Below are 21,618 nucleotides of genomic sequence, written 5' to 3'. Positions count from 1 at the left end.
CTTTGAACCGGTTTCTGGTAGGCCGCGCATATTGGCAGTCATCTTATAGCATGTCTGCCCAACGGGGAATCCGCATTCGCGTATATCTTATCGGAGAGAACGAAGGTAGCGGGCCGTTTTTCGGGCTCCGTCGAGATCCAGCGCGGCGGCGGGCGGCGGCGGATTTTCAAGCGCCTCAGCAATGGCGTCGCTTAAAACCTGAACATCGAGACGATCTTCGGAAATGGCAATGGCAAGCCCCATTTCCTCAAGGCGCGCAGCCCTTACCGCCTGCTCCGTTTCCCCGCCTTGCGTGAACGGCACCAGAATGGCCCGGCATCCCGCCTGCAACAGATCGCAGACCGTGTTATATCCGGCTTGCGATACCGAAATCTCGGCTCCCTGCAATAGCGATGGAAAATCCTTGCGGAAGCGCACGACCTGCACATTGGACGGGCTGTCTTGCAGGAGCTTCTGGAAATCGGCTTCCGGCAGGTTGGGACCAGCGATGACACACCAGCTGCGCTGCGTGTGCCGTCGGGCAGCGCCAATCGCGGCATTCACCAATGCCGCTCCCACCGCGCCGCCGCCTGCGGAGACGACAATATCGAATTTTTCCGGGCTGGCAGGCGCGGGTGGAGCCGCAACCAGACCCGTATGGACGATACGGCCGGCAATTTCTTCCGCCAGCGGAAAACTATAGGACAAAGGCACGAAATTCTCATCGCCATGCACCAGAACACGGTCGAAATGGGCCTGGATGAGAGCAACGGTTTCCTCGTTGCGGCCCGGTTTTGTCCGCTGCTGAACAATGTCGCGCACGGACGTGATGAGCTTCGGGCGCGGCGTGGAATTTTCGATGGCCTCGATCAGCGGAATAAGCTCAAACCGCATCTGCCGCCGCCCGAACGGAAAGGCCTCGATAATGACCATATCCGGCTTCAACCGGTGAAATATCTCCAGCAGCTCATCCCGCCGCCGCGCCAGAAAAGCTTCGTCCGCTGGCTGGCCATTTTCGTCGGCAAGACCGGAAAAACCGGCATTGCTGGCGACGACCGGAGGCAGCGCAATTGCCGGAATACCGTCCGCCGGAAACCCCGGAACGGGAAGGCCGCCTGTCACCACGGTCACGTCGAAACCGTCATCCTTCATTGCCGACGCAATGCGGCTTGCCCGCGCTATGTGCCCGATCCCCAGAAGGTGCTGCACATAAAACAGGACTTTCGGGCCGGGCGTTTCAGGGCTGCCGGTCATGCTTTCATCCATTCCCGCTCAAACAGATCCGTCAGCTGGCGAATGCTGGCGTGGTGATCGAAATGATGACGAACACGATGCTCTGCCGCCGCCCCCAGCCGATGGCGCAATTGTGGGTCTGGCGCAAGCCGGGCCAGCGCGGCAGCAAAAGCTTGCGCGTCTTCGGAAGGCACCAGAAGACCGTTTTCGCCGTCGCTCAACAGTTCCGGGACGCCGGATATGTTGGTCGAGACACAGACAAGATTCTGGCTTGAGGCTTCGACAATCACATTCGGCAGCCCGTCGCGGTCGCCATCGGCCGTGATGCGGCATGCAAGCGCGAAGATGTCCGATTGACGGTAATGCTCCAGCACTTCTTCCTGCGCCAGCGCGCCTTTCCATTCGATCCGGTCGGCGAGGCCAAGGGTTTCAGCCAGTGGCTTCAAACGAGCCAGTTCATCGCCGCCGCCAATATGCGTGAAGCGCCAGTGGAGATCGGGCGGCAACAATGCCAGCGCATGCAAAAGCACGTCATAGCCCTTCTTGGGCACCGCCCGTCCAACGCTGAGGATACGCAGCGGATCGCGGGCGTCGGTTCCGTCTCGCGACGAGCGCGGCATTTCGAAGAGGCCGAAGCGGTCGAGATCAAGCCCGTGATAGCTCAGATGAACCGCTTCCTTGCGTGCGGTGAGGCCAAGCATATGCTCATAACCGGTGCGTGTGCAGGTGACGCTCCAGCGGGCGCGCCCGAGCTTTTCCGCCAGCTCCCAGTCCGGCGAAGTCCAGATATCCTTGGCGTGCGCAGAACATGTCCATGGCACGCCGGTCAGAAGGCTTGCATAGGCCGTCACCGAGGCCGGTGTGTGGATGAAATGCGCATGCAGCCATTCGCCCCGGTCCGGCCATTCATGGGCAAGCACCATCGCCTGTCCCAGCCGCCGCACGCGGTTGGGCGTTAAATCCCGCCGCAAATCCTTCCAGAACTGGCGCAAAAGCGGACGAAAGCCGGGGCGACGCCAAGCCGCCAGAAATCCACGCCAGACCCGCAACGGCTCCTCATAAAGATATTCCGGCAGATAGACGACGCGAGCCTTGATCTCGTCATGGATCGGGTGCCGTTTCTTGTCGGTCGGGCGGCGCATCGAAATGAGCGTCAGGTCGAAGCCGGCGCGCTCCAGCCCCAGAAGTTCCTGCGCGACAAAAGTTTCCGAAAGGCGCGGATAGCCCTTCAACACCACAAGCAATTTTCGACGAACAGGCATGGATGCCGGATTATTTTGCAGCAATGAGTATCTCCGCAGCCGCTTTCTGCTCGCTCTCATCCAGCCATTTCCCGACAATTTGGGAAATATGCGATAGCCCTTCCAGACGCATATCACTATTGCCCTCCGATGGCGGCACCCGGTCGGGCAGACGTTGCAGAACATCCGCCAGACGTTGTGGATTGGCGGCTTCCTCCGGAAGTAGCATTTCGATCAGATTGAGCTCGGCCGCCCGGCTGGCGCGGATCAATTGTTCCTCTCGCGGCTCGGTGCGCGGAACGATCAGCGCTGGTTTGTCGAACGACAAGATCTCGCAATAGGTGTTGTAGCCGCCCATGGCGACCACGGCTTTTGCACCGGCGATCAGGTCTTCCATGCGGTTATCGAACTCGATCACTTCGAGATGGGGAATATTCTGGGCGCTTTTACGCAGCCTCGTCCGTTCCTTTGCAGGCATATAGGGGCCGAGGACGATGAAGGCGCGATGGTTGAGTTCCGGCACTTGTCGATAGGCATTGATGACATTGCGCACCAGATCGGCGCCATCGCCGCCACCCCCGGTCGTGACAAGAATATAGTCCCCCTCCGGAACATGCGGCGACGATGTCTTGTCCTGTGCGAGGCTGCGCTGGAGAAAACCAACGAAATTCATCTTGCGGCGAACGCTCTCCGGCACGTTCATGTCGACCAGCGGATCGTAGAAATCCGGCGGCCCGTAAACCCAGATATTGTCGTAATACCGGTCGATCTTCTCGATGACGTCGTTCTTCTTCCACTCCGCTTCCAGAAGATGCGGCGCATCCATCACCTCACGCAGACCGAGAACCAGCTTGGTGCCGCGGGCCTTGAGATAGGCCAGCGTTTCCTCCACCTCGCCTTTCAGCCCCATCGGCTCCTTGTCGACGATGAAGATATCGGGCTGGAAGGTCTCCGCCGTATGGCGAATGATCGACTGGCGCATCTTCAGCGTTTCATGGAGGTCGATATGGCGGGCCATCGACGTATATTCGCCGTTGCGCAGCTTGATGACGCTCGGCACTTTCACGAAATCGACGCGGGCGCGATAATCGAAAGCGCCCGCGATCGTGGCGCCCGACATGATCAGAACATTCAATCCACGATAATCCTCGACCAACGCATGCGCGATGGTTCTGCAACGCCTTAAATGCCCCAGCCCGAACGTATCGTGACTGTACATAAGAATACGCGCATCCTCAAAACGGCGCATCATGTTCAAAACCTTTCCGGTGCAGGACATGCTTGCAGCTCATTCAAGGTGAAATATTCAGAACCGGTAAAGACGGCGATGCTGGGAAAATGCACGCGGTGTGGCCTCATGATTGCGTTTATCTGTAAGGATCAGCTGCATCGCGCAAGCCATCTCCCAAAAAATTGAACGCGAGAATGACTAGAATGACGGGAACCATGGGCAGAAGCAGCCAAGGATAGAACGCGATGACACTGACGTTACGGGCCTCGGTTAAAAGGATTCCCCAGCTCGTTATAGGAGGTCTAAGCCCAAGTCCTAGAAAACTCAACGCTGTTTCCCCAAGAATCATTCCGGGGATCGATATGGTGGCCGCCGCGATCAGATGCGACATGAAGCCGGGCACGAGATGCCGACCGATGATGCGCGGGCTGCTTGCCCCCATCAGTTGGGCAGCCAGAACGTAGTCCTCCTCGCGCAGCGCAAGGATTTTCGAGCGAACGGCGCGCGCGAGCCCGGTCCAGTCCAGCATGCCCAGAATGATGGTAATGCCGAAATAGATCAGGATCGGGCTCCATGAAATCGGCATCACCGCTGAAAGCGCCATCCACAATGGCAGGCTGGGCAAGGCCTGCAAGACTTCGATGATCCGCTGGACGATCAGATCGAACCAGCCGCCGCGATAACCCGCAATGCCGCCGATGATAATGCCGAGCACGAAGCTGATAGTGACGCCCAAAAGGCCGATGGTCAGCGAAATCCGCGCGCCATAAATGATACGGGACAGCACGTCGCGGCCAAGGCGATCAGTGCCAAAAAGAAACATCTGTCCATCCGGTGCCGGACAGACCAGATGAAAATTGCTGCTGAACAGCCCCCAGAACCGGTAATTGTCGCCCCGGCAGAAGAAACGCAGCCGCTGCACATCCGCTCTGTTTTCAGTGTAGACGCGCCGCAGCGTATCGATATTGAGGGTCATCTGGCGACCATAAACGAATGGCCCGACGAATTTTCCTTCGTGAAACAGATGCACCCTTTGCGGAGGGGCATGGATGAAATCGACGTTGCGCGTATGCAGATTATACGGCGCCAGAAATTCCGCGATGACGATAGCGCCATAGAGCAGGATCAGGAAAATGCCGGATACAAGCGCAAGCTTGTGACGCCTGAACTTCCACCACATCAACTGGCGGTTGGACGCGAGATGGATTTTCGCCTGCGCATCCGTCATCTTCTCGACGGAATATGGATCGAACGGCGCGTCTGACACGAAATGGGGAAGCGGCGCGCCCGGCGGCGGAAGCATGGTGCTCATTTTCTATGCCCCCCTTGCAGCCGGATGCGTGGATCCAGGATCGCCAGGGCGATGTCGGATATGAGCATTCCGATAACCGTCAGAAACGCAAGGAACATCAGGAAAGACCCGGCCAGATACATATCCTGGCTTTGCAGCGCCTTGATCAGCATCGGCCCCGTGGTTTCCAGCGACAGCACGATTGCCGTGATTTCGGCGCCCGATATGATCGTCGGCAAGATGGAGCCGATGTCGGCCACAAAGAAATTGAGCGCCATGCGCAGCGGATATTTCACCAGAGCGCGGAACGGATGCAGGCCCTTGGCCCGCGCCGTCATGACATATTGCTTCTGCAACTCGTCCAGAAGATTGGCGCGCAGCCGCCGGATCATGCCCGCAGTTCCAGCCGTTCCGACGATGATCACCGGAATCCACAGATGCTCCAGAATGGATTTCGCCTTCGCCCAGCTCATGGGTTCGGCAATATATTTCTGATCCATCAGGTGACCGATGGACGTTCCGAACCAGATATTGGCGAAATACATGAGGATCAGCGCCAGCATGAAGTTCGGAATGGCGATGCCGAGCAGCCCGAACAGTGAAAACCCGTAATCGCCCCAGCTATATTGATGCGTCGCCGAATACATGCCGATGGGAAAGGCAATCAGCCAGGTCAGGACAATGGTACAAAATGAGACGAGGATCGTCAGCCACAGCCTGTCGCCGACCACCTCGCTGACCGGCAGCTGATATTCGAACGAATAGCCGAAGTCCCCCTGGAGCATTCCGCCCACCCAGTAAAAATAGCGCACGACCGGTGGCTTGTCGAAACCGTACTGGCGGCGCATCGCCTCGATTTCCTGAAGATTGACCGTTTCGCCCTGCGCCTGAAGCTCGGCAATCTGGCTTTCGAAGAAATTTCCCGGCGGCAGCTCAATGATCGTGAAGATAAGCGCCGAGATAATCAGCAAGGTCGGGACCATGGCGGCGATGCGCCAGAGAATATAGCGCAGCATCTCAGCCCTCTCCCGCCAGTTTTTGCTTCGGGCTCTCGGGCGTGTCGGCCAACCAGAACGTATCCGGCATATAGACGCCGAGAAACGAGGTCGGATTGAAGCCCCATAATCCTTTTTCCGGGACATTGCGCAGATAAGACGTGTATAGGATCGGCTGCGGCGTGCCATTGACCAAACCGATCGAGAACACCTGATCGGTGAAGATCGAAAGCATCTTGTGCCAGATTTCGGAGCGCTCGCTCATATGCGCGGAGGAGCGCCATTGCTTCTGTAGCGTACAAAGCTCAACCGCTTCAGGCAGATCGGGTGCCTTGCCCTTTGCGCCGAGCGACAGCTGATACATGCCCCAGAGCGGCCATTGCAGCTGATCGTCGGAGCTTGGCGCCAGTTGGGCAGGATTCATATCCGCGGTGGCAACGGCGTTCTCAAGCCCGAACCATATGGACATCATGATCCGCCCTGCCATGGCACGGGACCGGAAAATATCACGCTGGCTGGTGCGGGTGAATAGCGCTATGCCGATCTTGCGCCAATGATCCGTGACCAGTTCCAGCACGTCCGTATCCAGCGTGCTTTCACCTGCCGATTCAATCGTGATCTCCGCGAGCCGCCCGTCCGGCAACAGGCGGATGCCGTTTGCATCGCGCCTTTGCAGACCGGCTTCATCGAGCAGCGCATTGGCCTGATCGGGATCGTGTTGAATCCACGCATTGGCATATTCAGGCTTATAGAGCGGGCTTTCCGGCAGCAAGGTGTCGGCGCTGGGCGTACCCAGTCCATAAAACACCGCCATGTTGATCTCATGCCGGTCAATGCCAAGCGAAAGAGCCCGCCTGACGCGAACATCCCTGAAAAGACCGCGCCACACATCGTCCGCGCAGTTGAGATTGGGCAGGATCGCGAGACGTGATCCGCGTATCAGCTTCCATAAATGGACTTTCACGGGATAGCGTTTTTCGGCATCCTTCAGGAAGGCATAGTCCGTAAAATCGATATTCGTCGCCTGAAGATCACTTTCTCCGGCCCCGGCCTTGGCCGGAATGATGGAGGATGAGCTGACATTGAGGATAACCCGGTCGATATAGGGCAATTGCCGCCCATTCTCATCAATGCGATGGAAATAGGGATTGCGCTCGAACACGAATTGTTCGGCTGGCGGCGCTGTCATGTTGCGCCATGGATCGAGAACCGGCAGTTCAGGATTTTCCGGTCGATACTGGCGGGAAACCTTCGTGTGAAGCTCGGTCCATTTCTTGACGCGATACAGATTCATGAGCGACGAGAGGCGGAACGGATCCTGATATTTCGGATGGAACTGGCGCAGATAATGAAACGGCCCGGCAAGGACTATGGGCTGTGTGGCCGCCAGACTGGGTAAAAAATCCGGGTTCGGCGATTGCCAGCTATAACGGACAGTCCGCTCATCAATCAGCTCAAATTGCGGCAGCTTGCCATCGATGCGCAGTTCAAGCGCACCGCCATCCGGCGTCAGATCCGGGTTGAGAATGACATCATTCCACCAATAGGCAAAATCCAGGGCTGTAAACGGTTGGCCATCCGACCATCGATGCCCTGCGCGCAGATGAAAGGTGAAAATCCGGTCGTCCTGCGCCTCCCAGGATTCCAGAATGTCGGCCTGCAATTCAAGCCGCTCATTATAGCCCACCAGACGCGCATAACCGTTGATGGTCATGTAGCGGATATCTTTCTGGCTGCCGATGATCGTGCGCAGCTCTCCGCCATAACGGCCCGGCTGGCGCCCCATGTCTTTCATGCGAACGACACGCGGCTGCGCGGGAATCCGTTCGCCAATCGGCGGCAGGCTGCGGGCGAGCAGATGCGCGTCAAAAAAATCCGGCTCAAGGTCCCAGTCGGCAAGAGCTGGAAGCGGGAGAAGAGAGGCGGCTACGCCGCCCAGCAATGTTCTGCGGGTAATCAATTTCTCAACTCCCCGATCGTCGCTGAACTGCTCGCCAGAACCAGATGGCCGTTGCCAAGATCGACCGACGCCAGATCGCCCGTCTCCCCGGAAAAAAGCGGCCCCCAGCCACGCCGATCCGACGCCCCGCTGCCACGCAGGGTATCGAAATCCAGCGGCCTGTCGAGGTCCGGGAACGGTATGGCGGCAAGCAGGGCCTGCGTATAGGGATGAACCGGCCTGCGCAGAATGATTTCGCTTGGCGCCAGTTCGACGATCCGTCCGCCGCACATGACGGCGATCCGGTCGGCCATGTAATCGACCACCGCCAGATTGTGCGAGATGAAAAGATAGGTCAGGCCGAGTTCCTTCTGAAGATCCTTCAGAAGATTGAGAATCTGGGCCTGCACTGAAACGTCGAGCGCCGACACCGGCTCATCGCAGACCACAAGCTGCGGCCCAAGCGCCAGCGCGCGCGCAATGCCGATCCGCTGGCGCTGACCGCCGGAAAAGCTGTGCGGATAACGGCTGAGATAGCGCTCATCGAGGCCAATCGCCTGCATCAGCGCCCGCACTTTCTGCTGACAATAGGCTTTGTCGCCGCGCTTGTGGATTTCAAGCGGCTCGCTCAGGATGCTGCCGACAGTCATGCGCGGCGAAAGCGACGAGACCGGATCCTGAAATATCATCTGGATTTTTGTGCGCAGATCCATCAGCTGCGCGCCCTCGGCGGCAAGCACATCGACCGGTCCGTCGCCATCATCGAAGGTAACCGAACCCTGATCGGGCGTGACGGCCCGCATCAAAATTTTGCTGACTGTCGTTTTTCCCGAGCCGCTTTCGCCGACGAGGCCCAGACATTCGCCGCGCTTTATATCGAAACTGACACCATCGACAGCGCGCACCGAAGCTGCCTTGTCATCGCCGAACAGGCCCGCCTTGCGAATGGTGTATTCCTTGGTGAGATTGCGCACGGACAGCAAGATTTCCGGCGCGTCGCCCTTAGGCGGCTTCTTCTTCCATAGCGTTTCGGCCTGAACCGGAACTTCGCGCAGGGCCTTCAGGCGCTCGCCGGGGCGCATGTTGAAATGCGGAACAGCAGCCATCAGACCTTTCAGATAGGGATGCTGCGGATTGCGGAAAATTTCCTCCACCGGCCCAGCTTCCAGAATTCGTCCGTGATAGATGACCACCACTTCATTGGCCAGATTGGCCACCACGCCAAGATCATGTGTGATCAACAGCATCGCCATGTTGAGCTTATGCTGCAAATCGCGAAGCAATTCGAGAATCTGCGCCTGAATTGTCACGTCCAGCGCCGTCGTCGGCTCATCGGCGATCAGAAGCGCCGGGCGGCAGATCAACGCCATGGCAATCATGGCGCGCTGGCGCATTCCGCCGGAAAGCTCGAACGGATACATGTCGAACGTCCGCGACGGGTTGGAGAAGCCAACCAGCCCCAGCATTTCCTCCGTGCGGGCGCGCCGCTCGGCCTTCGTCATCTCGGCATGGATCGTCAGCACTTCGCTGATCTGGTTGCCAACTGTATGGAGCGGTGACAGCGACGTCATCGGCTCCTGGAATATCTTGGCGATACGGCTGCCGCGCAGGGCGCGAATTTCAGGCCCGTCATTCACCAGCTTGAGAATATCCGTCGTCTCGCCATTCACCGGATCGGTGAACAGAATCTTCCCTTCGGCCTGGCCATTGCGAGGCAGAATTCCCATGATTGACTGGCTGATAACGGATTTACCGGAGCCGGATTCGCCAACGAGCGCTGTCACCTTGCCGGGCAGAATGCGCAAGTTGGCATCGTTGACGACGCTCCACTTGTTGCCCAGCGTGGAAAAGGAAATATCCAGCCCCTCGACGCGTAACAGATCCGTACTCGACTTCATGCGAAATTACCGATCCCCAAAGCGTCTTTCGCGGCCACGAATTGAGCCTAGCGCAGCGTCAACGACGTGTCCAGAGCAGTCGAACGTCCCCTGCGGCCCGATCAAAAAACCGGGCAGAATTTTGCCTCCATCACGTCCTCGCAGCGGGAGGAACGACGAAAATGATCGTAGTAAAGCGTCCAGTCCGTCTTGTCGGCAGCCCGGTAAGGCCCGAACTTGAAATACTGGTTGGCGCCCAGTCCCGGATCATTGTGACCGATGCGGCCCTTCACCGTGACAACCCATTTGTTGTTGGCAAATATCTCTATGTGCCCGGACCCGTCAGGACCGGGTTTCGTAAAGATCGCAAAGTCGATCCAGCCGGACTGCGGCGACGGTAGTTTATTGCCGCGATCGATGACGGTCATCGCGCTCGTCCTGCTATCGAAACGCGGATCGTCCTGCGTGGTCCAGCCCTCCTGACTGGCGACCAGAGCACGCATCTGGTTGACATCCGGGCGAAACCAGACCGGCGTGCCTTCAGGCTCGGAAGGTTTGGCGTTTACTTCGGCGGGCGTGATATAATTGGTCTCGACCGTCGCGAAAAGCTTGCCGTTGTTCAGCCGAAGCGCCAGAAACGGGCTGAAATCACCCTCCGCGCCCGGTACGATCTCACGTTTCCACTGCGCTATCAGATAGCGGTGGTCGCCACTGGGAATGGGGTCGGCGAACCGGACGGCAAATCCGTACCAGATACCCTGATCGTAAGGCACGCGTTGATCGGTCTTCTCCCAAATTTCCGCGCGTTCGCTGCAATTTTTCTTGGTTTGAGGGCAAAGGGGTTTGACGCTCAGTTTCAGCGCCTTGTTGCCCTTGAAGGTCACGTCTGACTGAAATTCGACAGTGCCTGCGCTTTGCTCGAAATTGCGACGATAATAAAGACCGCCTGACGGAGAAAAATCGGTGCCTTCGAAATCATCGCCGCGAGGTGTATTCCAGGGCTCCATTGCTACCGCCGCCGCCGGAATCGCGATGAACAGGAGCGCAGCCAGAGAAAGGACGACACGCTTCATTTTGTGGCTTTCTCCCCCGTGTTTTGGGAGACCTTTGAATCCGCGTCGCGATAGAGCAGCATGATCTGTTCCGCTTCGGACAACCCGCCTGCGTTGAAGCCGTCCGCCAGTTCGTCCGCATTACAACATGTCAGCGAGTTTGGACGATAGACCGTCACTTTCTGCCCCACACCGCGCAACTTTTCGTCCCCAAGCTTTACCCAGTCCCCGCCGCTATAATTCACGAAATTTCCGCTGGCGATAATTTCCGACGAAAATCGCTTCGTCAAGGCTTGCAGGCGCTGCGCCTCATTGACGGCGGAACCGAAGGCCGAGAAGGTCAACCGGTCTCGCAGGCCGACATTTCCGAACATCACATTGCCCACATGCAGCCCGACGCCGTATCGGATGGCAGACTTGCCGTTCTTTCGGCGCTCCCGGTTCAGACCGGCCACATTGGCTTGCGCTTGAGCCAGAGCCGAAAGCGCCGCCTGACAGGCAACAACCGAAGGTTCGCGGTGGCGGCCACACGGATAAACGGCCAGAAAGCCGTCGCCGATGAAACTGAGAATCTCGCCGCCATTGCGGTTGAACGGAGCCGCCAGAGCATCGAAGAACTGATTGAGCGTGTCGATATAGACCTGCCGTCCCTCTTTCTCGGCAAGCGCGGTGGATTGGCGCATATCGCCCATGACGAGTGCTGCTCGTATGGTTTCGCCATCGCCACGCTTGATCTGGCCGTTGAGAACGCGCCGGCCGGCATCGCCGCCCAGATAGGTGGTCAGCATGCTGTCCGTCAGTTTGCTGAGCACAGCGATTTTCGCTGCAACCGCCAGATGACTTTGCAGTTTCAGAAGAGCGCCAATCATGTCGTCATCGAAGCCGGAGCGGCTGTCCGTTGCCCACGATCCCATCATGCCCTGCATGGAATGAGCGCCGAATGGCTGGATGAATGCCAGATAATCGGTCATTCCCTGCTGTTTCAGCTCTGTAAAGACCGGAAATTCATCGACGGAATCCGGTGTGAAGCGACGACGCAGATGGTCGAGTTTGTTGGAAAGCAGATAGTAGTACGGACTTGCGCGAAAACGTTCGGAATTTTCGCCCTGCCTGTGCCTGTATCCCTCAATGGTCAGGCCCTGTGTACGATGCCATGTAAAACCGACGGCATCATAAAGGGGATGCAACATCGAGAATGTCATATGCGCCCGCGCGACCGGCAGGCCAGCGGCGGCGAGGCGCTCGCAAAACCCCAGAAGGATGGTTTGCAAGGTCTCTCCCGCCATCGATGATCGCGTCAGCCATTCGGCGGCCTTGTCGAGAAGGACGGTCGATACGCCGGTTTGGGTCTTGCGCATGGTTGTGACCTATAAAATGCACTTCCGGCAAAGCGTGAAAAACCTTGCATGGGAGATGCGAAAAACGATGGTTAGGAAGCTGCGAACAGAATTCAAATCACGAGATTCTGAGCTTAGTGCATTCCGGCAAAGGTGCGAAACAGTTTTGCGTGGGATAAGGCGATGATGTGCCAGTGACGCAATTGGGAAACAGGGTCAGGCATTCTTGACAGGTTTCGGCAATCAAGCCATCTAGGGTCAGGACCTGCTAATTTGATGAAAATGATGTGGGGAAAAGGACTGCGCGCGGTCCGTCATCGATCCTTGCTTTCCATTTAAAGAAAGACGCTCCTTTGACCGTTTCCCGGGCCAGTTTTCATGATTTAGCCCATCGCATCCAGAACCGGAGCGCGCGTGTCGGCGTTATCGGCCTCGGTTATGTGGGGCTACCGCTTGCCGTCACCGTTGCTGCCAGCGGTTTCCGTGTCACTGGTTTTGACATCGATGTGGAAAAGATCGTTTCGCTCGATGCACATCGATCCTATATCGAAGCGGTGCCGGATGACGTGCTGGCGAGGGTCAGCAAGGCCGACCGCTTCGCTTCGACCACCGATTTCAACGCGCTGGCTGCCTGCGATGTCGTCATCATCTGCGTACCCACGCCGCTGACCAAGCATCGCGACCCGGACCTTTCCTTTGTGGTGGCGACGAGCCGGTCCATCGCATCCACATTGCGTCCCGGACAACTCGTCGTGCTGGAATCCACCACCTATCCGGGCACGACCGATGACGTGGTGCGTCCAATTCTGGAAGAAACCGGCCTGAAGTCCGGCCGGGATTTCTTCCTCGGCTTTTCGCCCGAGCGTGAAGATCCGGGCAACCGCCATTTCGAAACCTCGACAATACCGAAGGTCGTTTCCGGCGACGGCCCGCAAGCGCAACAACTGATGGCTGCCTTCTATGGCGCAGTCGTCAAGACCGTGGTGCCCGTCTCCTCCAACGCAACCGCGGAAGCCGTAAAGCTGACGGAGAATGTCTTCCGCGCCGTGAATATCGCTCTCGTGAACGAACTCAAGACCCTTTATACGGCGATGGGTATCGATATATGGGAGGTCATCGAAGCCGCGAAGACCAAGCCCTTTGGCTATATGCCGTTCTATCCCGGCCCTGGGCTTGGCGGTCATTGCATCCCGATTGATCCCTTCTACCTGACCTGGAAATCACGCGAATTCGAGCTGCCGACACGGTTCATCGAGCTGGCGGGCGAAATCAACTCGGCGATGCCGCGTTATGTGATCGGGCGGCTGGCGGAAGCGCTCGACATGCGCGCCGGCAAGGCTCTCAGCCGCTCGACCGTTCTGATCATCGGTCTGGCCTATAAGAAAAACGTGCCTGACATCCGGGAAAGCCCGTCGCTGCGCCTGATCGAACTTATCGAAGAACGCGGTGGCCGGACCGATTATCACGATCCGTTCGTCGACGAGATACCACGCACTCGCGAGTTCCTCCACCTGATGGGCAAGAAGTCGGTCGCTCTTTCGGCAGAACAGTTAAATCAGTATGACGCCGTGCTGATTGCCACTGACCACGACGCCGTCGATTACGAGTGCATCGTGAAAGAAGCAGCGCTGATCGTGGATACCAGAAATGTGCTTGGGAAACTGGGATACAGGGCTCCGCACATTATAGGCGCGTAACCGCCAGCTTGTCCGGCAACACGTCATCGACCTCGGAACACGAAGGGATTTGTGGCGCCGTTTTAAGCTGCCGATGGTCCTTTGTGCGATTATCTCATTCAGATCGGGAGTTGCGAAAATCCCTTGGCCAGATGGTCGAGAATCGCGCGTAATTTCATGGGCATTGGTTTCACCGGATGCCAGACGGCGGAGATGGGCAGCGGCATGGGCCGGAGATTTTCTGCAACCTTCACAAGCTGCCCCGTTTCCAGCGCCTTATAAGCGATAAACAGCGGCAGCAGCGCAATGCCAAGCCCTGCTATCGCCATATCGCACATGGCCTCGCCATTATTGGCGGATATTCTGGTTTTCGGTGCAAAACCCACCGGCGTTTCGCCCGGCTCCATAAATTGCCACAGGCTCGCCGATTGCAGATTGAGATAGCCAATGCAGTCATGGTCCTGCAATTCGGCCAGAGTGGTGGGGGTGCCGCGGCGGCGAAGATAGTCGGCGCTTGCGACCATCACACGGGGGTCTTCGCAAAGTTTGCGCGCCATCAGTCCGGAATTCTGCAATTGTCCGATTCTGACTGCAAGATCGAAACGGCCGCGCACCAGATCAATGAGGCGGTCGTCATAGTCGAGCATTATTTCCAGATCGGGATGCTGACGAGCAAAATCGGCAATGATCGGACTGAGATGCCGGATCCCGAAACTCATCGGCGCTGAAATCGCCAGCGAGCCGCGCAAGCCGGCCATGCCCCAGCCGGCACTTTCCACTGCATTGGTCATTTCAGCCAGCGACGGGCGGAGCCGGAGCGCCAGCTCCTGCGCGCTGTCGGTCGGGGTTATGCGCCCCGCATGGCGCTGGAAAAGAGCCGCTCCCACCGCCATTTCAAATTCGGCGATACGCTTGCTGACGACCGATTTGGAAAGATTGGAGCGCGCGGCTGCGCCCGAGACCGTGCCGGTCTCCATCACATCCAGAAAAGTCCTGATTTCGTCGATTGTCCACCTCATATAGCGATTATTGCCGAAACCCGACGAGAAGCAACCATGCATGCGTTCGCAAATCGCGAACGCTGCGTTTCCGGATAGATTGCTTACTTTGCCTGCCGAAATCGATCAGGCTGTGAATGTATCAAATGCGAGAGTTTTTCAAATGCAGTTGACGGGCATTCATCATCTGACTGCGATCACCGCTGACGTCGCGGCTAACAAGCGCTTCTACACCGAGCTGCTCGGCCTGCGCCTGGTCAAGAAGACCGTCAATCAGGACGATACCAGCGCCTATCACCTTTTCTATTCCGACGGTGCGGCGACGCCTGGAACCGAACTGACCTTCTTCGACTGGCCGGTGGAGCGCGAAAGGCGCGGAACCTCGTCCATCAGCCGCACAGGACTTCGGGTGCGCAACGAGAACAATCTCGAATATTGGGCTGCCCGTTTGTCAGATGCGGGCGTGGCTGCTGGTCCGGTACAGATTATCGATGGAAGGGCTTCGCTCGATTTCGAAGACGGCGACGGCCACCGTCTCAGGCTGGTCGCAGACGGCGGCGCCGGATTGGCGCAGCCATGGGAGCGGAGCCCGGTGCCTACCGAGCATCAACTCTGCGGGCTTGGGCCCATCACCATCTCCGTGCCCCAGCTTGAGGCCACCGATACGTTGCTCACCCATGTGCTCGAAATGAGCCGCGACCGCCAATATGCCTCGCCGGACGGCAAGGGCGAGGTCCATGTCTACAGCATGGGCGAGGGCGGCGCGGCATCCGAACTGCATGTCGCCGTGCAGCCGGAGCTTGGCCGAGCGCGCCAGGGTGCCGGTGCCGCACACCATGTCGCCTTCCGCACGCCTGACGTCCAGTCAAGCCGTGACTGGGCCGCCAGGCTGTCACAGTTCCGTATCCCGAATTCCGGTGAGGTGGAACGCTATTATTTCCGCTCGCTCTATTTCCGCGAACCGGCGGGGAACCTGTTCGAGATCGCAACGGACGGTCCGGGTTTCACGGTCGATGAACCGCTGGAAAGCCTGGGCGAAAACCTTTCCCTGCCACCGTTTCTGGAAGGAAGACGTACCGCTATCGAGGCGCATCTGAAACCGCTCGGTTGAGGCAGGCGGGCCGCTGCTTCTGCCCCCGGGGCAGCGGCCCGGAACCGGTTCGACCGGTAACGCATACCAACCATGCCAAATGGCTCTGAAACCCGCAAAGGGCCGTTCGATGGTTCACGTAGCATCCCCACTTGCGGGTAATTCAAAGGAGACGACCATGACGAAACCTTATGTTCGACTGGACAAGAACGATGCAGCTGTACTTCTGGTCGACCACCAGACCGGCCTCCTGTCGCTGGTTCGCGACATCGATCCGGACAAGTTCAAGAACAACGTTCTGGCGCTTGCCGATCTGGCCAAATATTTCAACCTGCCCACGGTCCTGACCACCAGCTTCGAAGACGGCCCGAACGGTCCGCTCGTGCCGGAACTGAAGGAAATCTTCCCCGACGCGCCTTTCATTCCGCGCCCCGGCCAGATCAATGCCTGGGACAATGAAGACTTCGTCAAGGCCGTCAAGGCGACCGGCAAGAAGCAGCTCATCATCGCTGGCGTCGTTACCGAAGTCTGCGTGGCCTTCCCGGCGCTTTCGGCTATCGAAGCCGGTTTTGAAGTTTTCGTCGTCACCGACGCTTCCGGCACCTTCAACGACGTGACACGCCACTCGGCCTGGGACCGTATGAGCGCGGCTGGCGTTCAGCTCATGACCTGGTTTGGTACTGCCTGCGAACTGCATCGCGACTGGCGCAACGATGTGGAAGGTCTGGGAACGTTGTTCTCCAACCACATCCCCGACTACCGCAACCTGATCACGAGCTACACGACCGTGAACGCGAAGAGCGCCAAGTAACATTATTCGGGTCGCCCTGTTTCAAGGGCGGCCCGAAGATTTTTATCGGCTTTTACCTATTCAGAAGACATAATTACCGACCAGGGAATTACTTGGAATAATTTCTATTCGAGTATCTGAAATCCTGAACGCGTGGGGATATCTCTCATGACGAACAAACCCGTTTTTCCATTGCGGTCCAACTCCATGTACATGACCCGCCGCACTTTGCTGGCCGGCGCGGCATTCGTGTTGACAGGCATCACAAGCTACGATGCGGGTCTGGCCGCCCAGCCATCTTCGGCTGCTGACGGGGAGCAAGCGTCCTTTCTTGCCCTCTCTCACGCTGTGACCGGGCAGAGAGACCTTTCCCCACATACCGCCGAGCGAATTTACGAAGCGTTCCTTGGCGACGATCCTACATTTTCCAAAACAGTTCAGGAACTTGGTCGCCTCGCCACGCAAAATCCTCAACCCAACATGCTGAAGGCTGCGGCCGTGCAAGAGGGGCTTGGCGATGCCGTCATGGCTATCGTGACCGCCTGGTATACGGGCACCGTCACGACCCGCAATGGCCCCGTCGTTGTGGCCTATCACGATGCGCTCATGTATCGGCCCGTGGCCGACGGACTGGTAGTCCCGACCTATTGCAACAAGGGACCGATCTGGTGGACGGACCTGCCGCCGGAAATCAGCCGTATGCCTGTCAACGTCCCGAAGGTGCTGTAAGATGAAATCCCCCGTCTTTGATAATGGTGACGCCACCGCAGATGTCGTGATCGTCGGTTCCGGTGTTGTCGGCGCGTTGATCGCCGATCAGCTTGCAGGGGAGGGCAAATCCGTTCTCGTGCTTGATGCGGGTTTGCGCATTGACCGCGCGCAGGCTGTCGAGAACTGGCGCAATATGCCCTTCGCAAACCGTGCCGGGTCGGACTTTCAGGGGCTCTACCCGCAGTCGCAATGGGCTCCGGCCCCGCTCTACTGGCCGGAGAACAACTATGTCGGCCTGTCGGGGCCGGACGGAAAAGGCTTCAAGCAGGGCTATCTGAAAACGGTCGGCGGAACGACTTGGCACTGGGCGGCGTCAAGCTGGCGTCACCTTCCGGTCGATCTGAAGATGTATTCCACCTATGGCGTGGGGCGCGACTGGCCGATCTCCTATGACGAGCTGGAGCCCTATTACTGCCGGGTGGAAGAAGCCATGGGCGTCGCCGGGCCGAACGATCCGGCGCTGCAATCGCCACCCGAACGCAGCCGTCCCTATCCGATGGACATGGTGCCGTGGAGCTTTGGCGACAAGCGCTTTGCCGAGGTCGTCAACCAGCATGGCTATCGTTCCGTGCCGATCCCGCAGGCGCGCAGCACCAGACCCTGGAATGGCCGTCCCACCTGCTGCGGCAACAATAATTGCCAGCCTATATGTCCGATAGGCGCCATGTATAACGGCATCCACTCAGTGGTGTCCGCCGAGGCCAAAGGCGCTGTGGTTCTGGCGGAATCCGTCGTCTATCGAATAGACACTGATGAAAACAACCGCATCACGGCTATTCACTGGTACGACAGCCAGCACCGCTCGCACAAGGCAACCGGGCAAGCTTTCGTTATTGCCTGCAACTCGCTGGAATCGCCCCGCCTGCTGCTCGCCGCCGCCAATGAACGCAACCCCGCCGGCATCGCCAATTCATCGGATCAGGTCGGGCGCAACATGATGGATCATTCCGGCTTCCATTGCTTCTTTCAGGCAAATGAGCCGCTCTGGATTGGCCGTGGGCCTGCGCAGTCCAGCTGCCTTGTCGGGCCGCGAGACGGAGCATTCCGGTCTGAATATTCGTCCAACAAGATGATTCTCAACAACATCACCCAAGTGACATCAGCCACCAGCGCGGCCTTGAAGAAGGGGCTCGTGGGGCCGGAACTAGACGCGGAAATCCGCAAGCGCACGATCCACGGTGTGGATCTCTCAATCAGCCTGGAGCCGCTTCCGCATCCGGATAATCGTGTTACGCTCAGCAAGACGCGCATGGACCCCCATGGGATTCCTTGCCCGGATGTCTATTATGATGTCGGCGATTATGTCCGCAAAGGCTATGACGCAGCCGTCCAGCAGCTCAATCATATTGCAGGACTGTTTGACGCTACGGACCTCCACATCACCACCTCGCTCAATGCCAACAATCACATCATGGGCGGCTGCATCATGGGCAGCGATCCGAAGGATTCCGTTGTCGACGGCAATTGCCGGGCTCACGATCACGAGAACCTCTGGATTGCAGGCGGTTCGGCCATGCCATCGGCGAGCGTGGTCAACAGCACGCTCACCATGGCGGCGCTTGGCATCAAGGCAGCAGATGACATTTCCAGGCGTTTGGGAGCGTGAAAATGGGCAAGGCAACAAACAGAAATGTGTTCCACCTTCGCACCCTCCTGATCAGCGCCGTCTCCTTGTTGGCTCTGTCCGGATCGGCAAATGCCCAGTCTCCGGCTACGAACGCACTGGTTGAGCAAGGCAAGGCCGTCGCGACCGCAGCCGATTGCATGGCCTGCCATACGGTTCCGCGCGGTGGAAAGCCGTTCGCTGGTGGCTATGGCATCGTATCGCCTCTGGGAACGATCTATTCGACCAATATCACGCCGTCGAAAGAATTCGGCATAGGCACCTATTCCGAAGAAGATTTTGCCAACGCTGTGCGCAAGGGCATTCGCAAGGATGGCGGTCACCTCTATCCGGCCATGCCCTACGATGCCTATGGCGAGATCACGGACGCGGATATTCACGCTCTCTACGCCTATTTCATGAATGGCGTCGAGCCAGTGGACGAGCCGGCGAAAGCGCAGACACAGCTTCCCTTCCCGTTCAATATCCGCATCTCAATGATGGCCTGGAATCTTGCTTTCGCCAACCGTGAGCCATTTGCGCCCGATCCGGCGAAAAGCGATGAGCTGAACCGGGGCGCTTATCTGGCTGGCGCGCTGGGCCATTGTGCGTCGTGCCATGCTCCACGCAATATCCTGATGGGGCAGACGGCAAACGCGGAACTGACAGGTGGTATGGTTGGTTCATGGTACGCGCCAAACATCACCTCAGATCCGGTAAGCGGGATTGGCGGCTGGACTGAAACGGAACTGATGCAGTATTTCCGTACCGGACATGTCGAGGGCAAGGCACAAGCCGCCGGTGGCATGGCGGAGGCCGTTCAAAACAGCTTGCAACACCTTCCAGACAGCGATCTGAAAGCGCTTGCTGTCTACCTGAAATCAACCAGTCCTGTGCGCGATCCGCAGGACAAGACAGCCCGTCATGCGTTTACGGGCAAGGGGTCGGACGAAGCCGCCATTCGCGGACTTTTTCCGGAAAACTCCCATAACAGTCTGAAAACCGGCGCAGAGCTTTATAGCGGCTATTGCGCGAGCTGCCATCAACCCGAAGCGGCTGGCAGTGAGGGACAGGCATACCCATCCCTGTTCAACAACACGACCATCGGATCGCGTAATCCTGCCAATCTCATCTCCACCATCCTCTATGGCGTTGAGCGGGAAACCGGTGGCCACGAAATCTTGATGCCAGGGTTTGGACCACAGTCCTATGTCAACGCGCTCTCCGATACCCAGATCGCGGAGATCGCAAATTATGTCCTGAACCGTTTCGGCAATTCTGACGTCAAGGTTTCTGTTGAGGATGTCGAGACAGCGCGCAATGGCGGCCCGACGCCTTTGCTTGCAAAGCTTCAGCCCTTCATCCTGCCGGGGCTGGCGGGCGGGCTGGTCTTCCTGTCAGCTTTGCTTGGCTGGTATTTTTTATATCGGCGGAAGCAGGGCGAGATGTAAATCTCGCCCACGGCAGGGCAGGGGTTTTGTGCCCTTCACCAAGATATTGCAAAAAAGAAATCAGACCGCCGGGTCTTCTCCCGGCGGCACGGTCATCACATCGGCCCATTCAGGATGTCTGCGATATTGCGCCCGGACATAGGGGCAAAGCGGTATGATTTTTATTCCCTCCCGGCGCGCATCCTCAATCATGAAAGTGACGAGCGCCGCAGCCGATCCCGTACCTTTCATGCTGTCCGGTGCCCCGGTGTGATCGGCGCTGATCTGGTTGGGACCGCGCTTGGTGAAAGTGATTTCAGTTTCACCTTCAACGCCGTCTATACGGGCCACATAACGTCCGTTGCGAACGCCCGTATCTTCCTTGCCCATTATCATATCGGCCATTTCAGTCTTCTCCCAATTTACGACTGGCTAACCAGCTTGCGGCAGTTGTAAAGCACGTTCCATATCTGCTCGATTGATAATCGCGCCGAACAGCGGCGTGCCGGTATCGAACGCACGACTGAAGGCCAGTGGCCCGGCATCGACAGGATCGAAGCCGATACGGTCGATAAACGAAGCCACCGCCTGGCGTGCATCAGCATCGTTTCCGGCAACGGCCAACGCGCGTCGCTCTGGATCACCTTCCGAACGGGCCTCCTCATCTATTTCATGATAGCCCATATGGTTGAAGCTCCGCACCAGCCGGGCACCCGGCAGGAAATCCTGCACGATCTCACTGCTTGAACGCTCACCTTCAAACTCGGCTATCGTTCCGTCCGTCGGTGCCCAGTAGTTCATGGCATCGATAACGATCTTACCGGTCAACTGTTCCGGCACAAGACTGCGATATCTGGAAAGTGGCAGTGCAAGCACGACGATATCGGCAGCTGCAATCACATTTTCCGCTGTATCGGCGTGAGCGCCCGGCACCATGATTTCCAGTACGAGCGCGATTTCTTCCGGCGCTTTGGAGGTTGCCATTCGCACCGCATAACCCGCCGCAAGTGCGCGACGAGCTATGGCGGTGCCGACACGGCCAGCACCCAGTATGCCGATAGTTTTGACCTGAGATATGAGCATAT

18 protein-coding genes are annotated in these 21,618 nt (G+C 58.0%); 6 read left to right on the top strand and 12 right to left on the bottom strand.

Annotated features, from left to right (window positions below; genetic code table 11):
• Window positions 1-87: 87 nt before the first annotated feature.
• From AC0TOF_RS07650 to AC0TOF_RS07610, 9 genes are all read right to left on the bottom strand, one after another.
• Window positions 88-1,233 (bottom strand): glycosyltransferase family protein, encoded by a 1,146-nt coding sequence (locus AC0TOF_RS07650; RefSeq protein WP_473767758.1) that lies wholly within the window; start codon window positions 1,231-1,233, stop codon window positions 88-90.
• On the bottom strand, window positions 1,230-2,474 hold the full coding sequence (locus AC0TOF_RS07645; protein ID WP_473767882.1) for a glycosyltransferase: 1,245 nt from the start codon (window positions 2,472-2,474) through the stop codon (window positions 1,230-1,232). The genes AC0TOF_RS07650 and AC0TOF_RS07645 overlap by 4 nt, the downstream gene beginning before the upstream one ends.
• Before the next feature lie 10 nt (window positions 2,475-2,484).
• The gene (locus tag AC0TOF_RS07640; RefSeq protein WP_473767757.1) at window positions 2,485-3,705 is read right to left on the bottom strand and encodes a glycosyltransferase family protein; all 1,221 of its coding nucleotides are present in this window, start codon (window positions 3,703-3,705) and stop codon (window positions 2,485-2,487) included.
• A gap of 115 nt (window positions 3,706-3,820) precedes the next feature.
• Window positions 3,821-4,996, bottom strand: coding sequence for an ABC transporter permease (locus AC0TOF_RS07635; protein ID WP_473767756.1), 1,176 nt, complete (start codon window positions 4,994-4,996; stop codon window positions 3,821-3,823).
• A complete protein-coding gene (locus AC0TOF_RS07630) occupies window positions 4,993-5,991 on the bottom strand; it encodes an ABC transporter permease (RefSeq protein WP_473767755.1) in 999 nt (332 codons plus the stop codon). Before AC0TOF_RS07630 ends, AC0TOF_RS07635 begins: the two co-directional genes overlap by 4 nt.
• A gap of 1 nt (window position 5,992) precedes the next feature.
• Window positions 5,993-7,930, bottom strand: a complete 1,938-nt coding sequence (locus tag AC0TOF_RS07625) for an ABC transporter substrate-binding protein (RefSeq protein WP_473767754.1) — start codon at window positions 7,928-7,930, stop codon at window positions 5,993-5,995.
• The gene (locus tag AC0TOF_RS07620; protein ID WP_473767753.1) at window positions 7,927-9,807 is read right to left on the bottom strand and encodes an ABC transporter ATP-binding protein; all 1,881 of its coding nucleotides are present in this window, start codon (window positions 9,805-9,807) and stop codon (window positions 7,927-7,929) included. The genes AC0TOF_RS07625 and AC0TOF_RS07620 overlap by 4 nt, the downstream gene beginning before the upstream one ends.
• A 101-nt stretch (window positions 9,808-9,908) precedes the next feature.
• On the bottom strand, window positions 9,909-10,859 hold the full coding sequence (locus AC0TOF_RS07615; RefSeq protein ID WP_473767752.1) for a polysaccharide lyase family 20 protein: 951 nt from the start codon (window positions 10,857-10,859) through the stop codon (window positions 9,909-9,911).
• On the bottom strand, window positions 10,856-12,196 hold the full coding sequence (locus AC0TOF_RS07610; RefSeq protein ID WP_473767751.1) for an adenylate/guanylate cyclase domain-containing protein: 1,341 nt from the start codon (window positions 12,194-12,196) through the stop codon (window positions 10,856-10,858). The genes AC0TOF_RS07615 and AC0TOF_RS07610 overlap by 4 nt, the downstream gene beginning before the upstream one ends.
• A gap of 332 nt (window positions 12,197-12,528) precedes the next feature.
• Here AC0TOF_RS07610 and AC0TOF_RS07605 point away from each other — a divergent pair, with 332 nt between their 5' ends.
• Window positions 12,529-13,872, top strand: a complete 1,344-nt coding sequence (locus tag AC0TOF_RS07605) for a nucleotide sugar dehydrogenase (RefSeq protein WP_473767750.1) — start codon at window positions 12,529-12,531, stop codon at window positions 13,870-13,872.
• 98 nt (window positions 13,873-13,970) lie between these two features.
• Here AC0TOF_RS07605 and AC0TOF_RS07600 read toward each other — a convergent pair whose 3' ends face one another.
• Window positions 13,971-14,870 carry a LysR family transcriptional regulator gene (locus tag AC0TOF_RS07600; protein ID WP_473767749.1) on the bottom strand — a complete coding sequence of 300 codons (900 nt, stop codon included), beginning with the start codon at window positions 14,868-14,870 and terminating at the stop codon, window positions 13,971-13,973.
• A gap of 142 nt (window positions 14,871-15,012) precedes the next feature.
• On the opposite strand from AC0TOF_RS07600, the gene AC0TOF_RS07595 reads away from it, so the two are divergent.
• The 5 genes from AC0TOF_RS07595 to AC0TOF_RS07575 all read left to right on the top strand — a co-directional run bounded on the left by AC0TOF_RS07595 (window position 15,013) and on the right by AC0TOF_RS07575 (window position 20,554).
• Window positions 15,013-15,960, top strand: coding sequence for a ring-cleaving dioxygenase (locus AC0TOF_RS07595; RefSeq protein ID WP_122000988.1), 948 nt, complete (start codon window positions 15,013-15,015; stop codon window positions 15,958-15,960).
• Window positions 15,961-16,117: 157 nt separating this feature from the next.
• Window positions 16,118-16,750 carry an isochorismate family cysteine hydrolase YcaC gene (gene ycaC, locus AC0TOF_RS07590; RefSeq protein WP_122000853.1) on the top strand — a complete coding sequence of 211 codons (633 nt, stop codon included), beginning with the start codon at window positions 16,118-16,120 and terminating at the stop codon, window positions 16,748-16,750.
• A gap of 147 nt (window positions 16,751-16,897) precedes the next feature.
• On the top strand, window positions 16,898-17,458 hold the full coding sequence (locus AC0TOF_RS07585; RefSeq protein ID WP_473767748.1) for a sugar dehydrogenase complex small subunit: 561 nt from the start codon (window positions 16,898-16,900) through the stop codon (window positions 17,456-17,458).
• Between the two features lies 1 nt (window position 17,459).
• The gene (locus AC0TOF_RS07580; protein ID WP_473767747.1) at window positions 17,460-19,106 is read left to right on the top strand and encodes a GMC family oxidoreductase; all 1,647 of its coding nucleotides are present in this window, start codon (window positions 17,460-17,462) and stop codon (window positions 19,104-19,106) included.
• 2 nt (window positions 19,107-19,108) lie between these two features.
• A complete protein-coding gene (locus tag AC0TOF_RS07575; RefSeq protein ID WP_473767746.1) occupies window positions 19,109-20,554 on the top strand; it encodes a c-type cytochrome in 1,446 nt (481 codons plus the stop codon).
• Window positions 20,555-20,614: 60 nt separating this feature from the next.
• On the opposite strand, the gene AC0TOF_RS07570 is transcribed toward AC0TOF_RS07575, so the two are convergent.
• Together AC0TOF_RS07570 and AC0TOF_RS07565 are read right to left on the bottom strand one after the other, a co-directional pair.
• Entirely contained in the window at window positions 20,615-20,938 is a 324-nt protein-coding gene (locus AC0TOF_RS07570; RefSeq protein ID WP_473767745.1) for a GNAT family N-acetyltransferase, read from the bottom strand.
• Window positions 20,939-20,965: 27 nt separating this feature from the next.
• Window positions 20,966-21,616 (bottom strand): NADPH-dependent F420 reductase, encoded by a 651-nt coding sequence (locus AC0TOF_RS07565; protein ID WP_473767744.1) that lies wholly within the window; start codon window positions 21,614-21,616, stop codon window positions 20,966-20,968.
• Between the last annotated feature and the right edge of the window lie 2 nt (window positions 21,617-21,618).

This window comes from Ochrobactrum sp. PL_is501, from assembly GCF_055816895.1.
This window is presented reverse-complemented; position numbering and strand designations above follow the sequence as displayed.

Coding starts and splice junctions, on each gene's coding strand:
- AC0TOF_RS07630 (WP_473767755.1), bottom strand. CDS start 5,991: ATGCTGCGCTATATTCTCTGGCGCATCGCCGCCATGGTCCCGACCTTG.
- AC0TOF_RS07645 (WP_473767882.1), bottom strand. CDS start 2,474: ATGCCTGTTCGTCGAAAATTGCTTGTGGTGTTGAAGGGCTATCCGCGC.
- AC0TOF_RS07640 (WP_473767757.1), bottom strand. CDS start 3,705: ATGATGCGCCGTTTTGAGGATGCGCGTATTCTTATGTACAGTCACGAT.
- AC0TOF_RS07570 (WP_473767745.1), bottom strand. CDS start 20,938: ATGGCCGATATGATAATGGGCAAGGAAGATACGGGCGTTCGCAACGGA.
- AC0TOF_RS07615 (WP_473767752.1), bottom strand. CDS start 10,859: ATGAAGCGTGTCGTCCTTTCTCTGGCTGCGCTCCTGTTCATCGCGATT.
- AC0TOF_RS07600 (WP_473767749.1), bottom strand. CDS start 14,870: ATGAGGTGGACAATCGACGAAATCAGGACTTTTCTGGATGTGATGGAG.
- AC0TOF_RS07585 (WP_473767748.1), top strand. CDS start 16,898: ATGACGAACAAACCCGTTTTTCCATTGCGGTCCAACTCCATGTACATG.
- AC0TOF_RS07650 (WP_473767758.1), bottom strand. CDS start 1,233: ATGACCGGCAGCCCTGAAACGCCCGGCCCGAAAGTCCTGTTTTATGTG.
- AC0TOF_RS07575 (WP_473767746.1), top strand. CDS start 19,109: ATGGGCAAGGCAACAAACAGAAATGTGTTCCACCTTCGCACCCTCCTG.
- AC0TOF_RS07595 (WP_122000988.1), top strand. CDS start 15,013: ATGCAGTTGACGGGCATTCATCATCTGACTGCGATCACCGCTGACGTC.
- AC0TOF_RS07635 (WP_473767756.1), bottom strand. CDS start 4,996: ATGAGCACCATGCTTCCGCCGCCGGGCGCGCCGCTTCCCCATTTCGTG.
- AC0TOF_RS07565 (WP_473767744.1), bottom strand. CDS start 21,616: ATGCTCATATCTCAGGTCAAAACTATCGGCATACTGGGTGCTGGCCGT.
- AC0TOF_RS07610 (WP_473767751.1), bottom strand. CDS start 12,196: ATGCGCAAGACCCAAACCGGCGTATCGACCGTCCTTCTCGACAAGGCC.
- AC0TOF_RS07620 (WP_473767753.1), bottom strand. CDS start 9,807: ATGAAGTCGAGTACGGATCTGTTACGCGTCGAGGGGCTGGATATTTCC.
- AC0TOF_RS07580 (WP_473767747.1), top strand. CDS start 17,460: ATGAAATCCCCCGTCTTTGATAATGGTGACGCCACCGCAGATGTCGTG.
- ycaC (WP_122000853.1), top strand. CDS start 16,118: ATGACGAAACCTTATGTTCGACTGGACAAGAACGATGCAGCTGTACTT.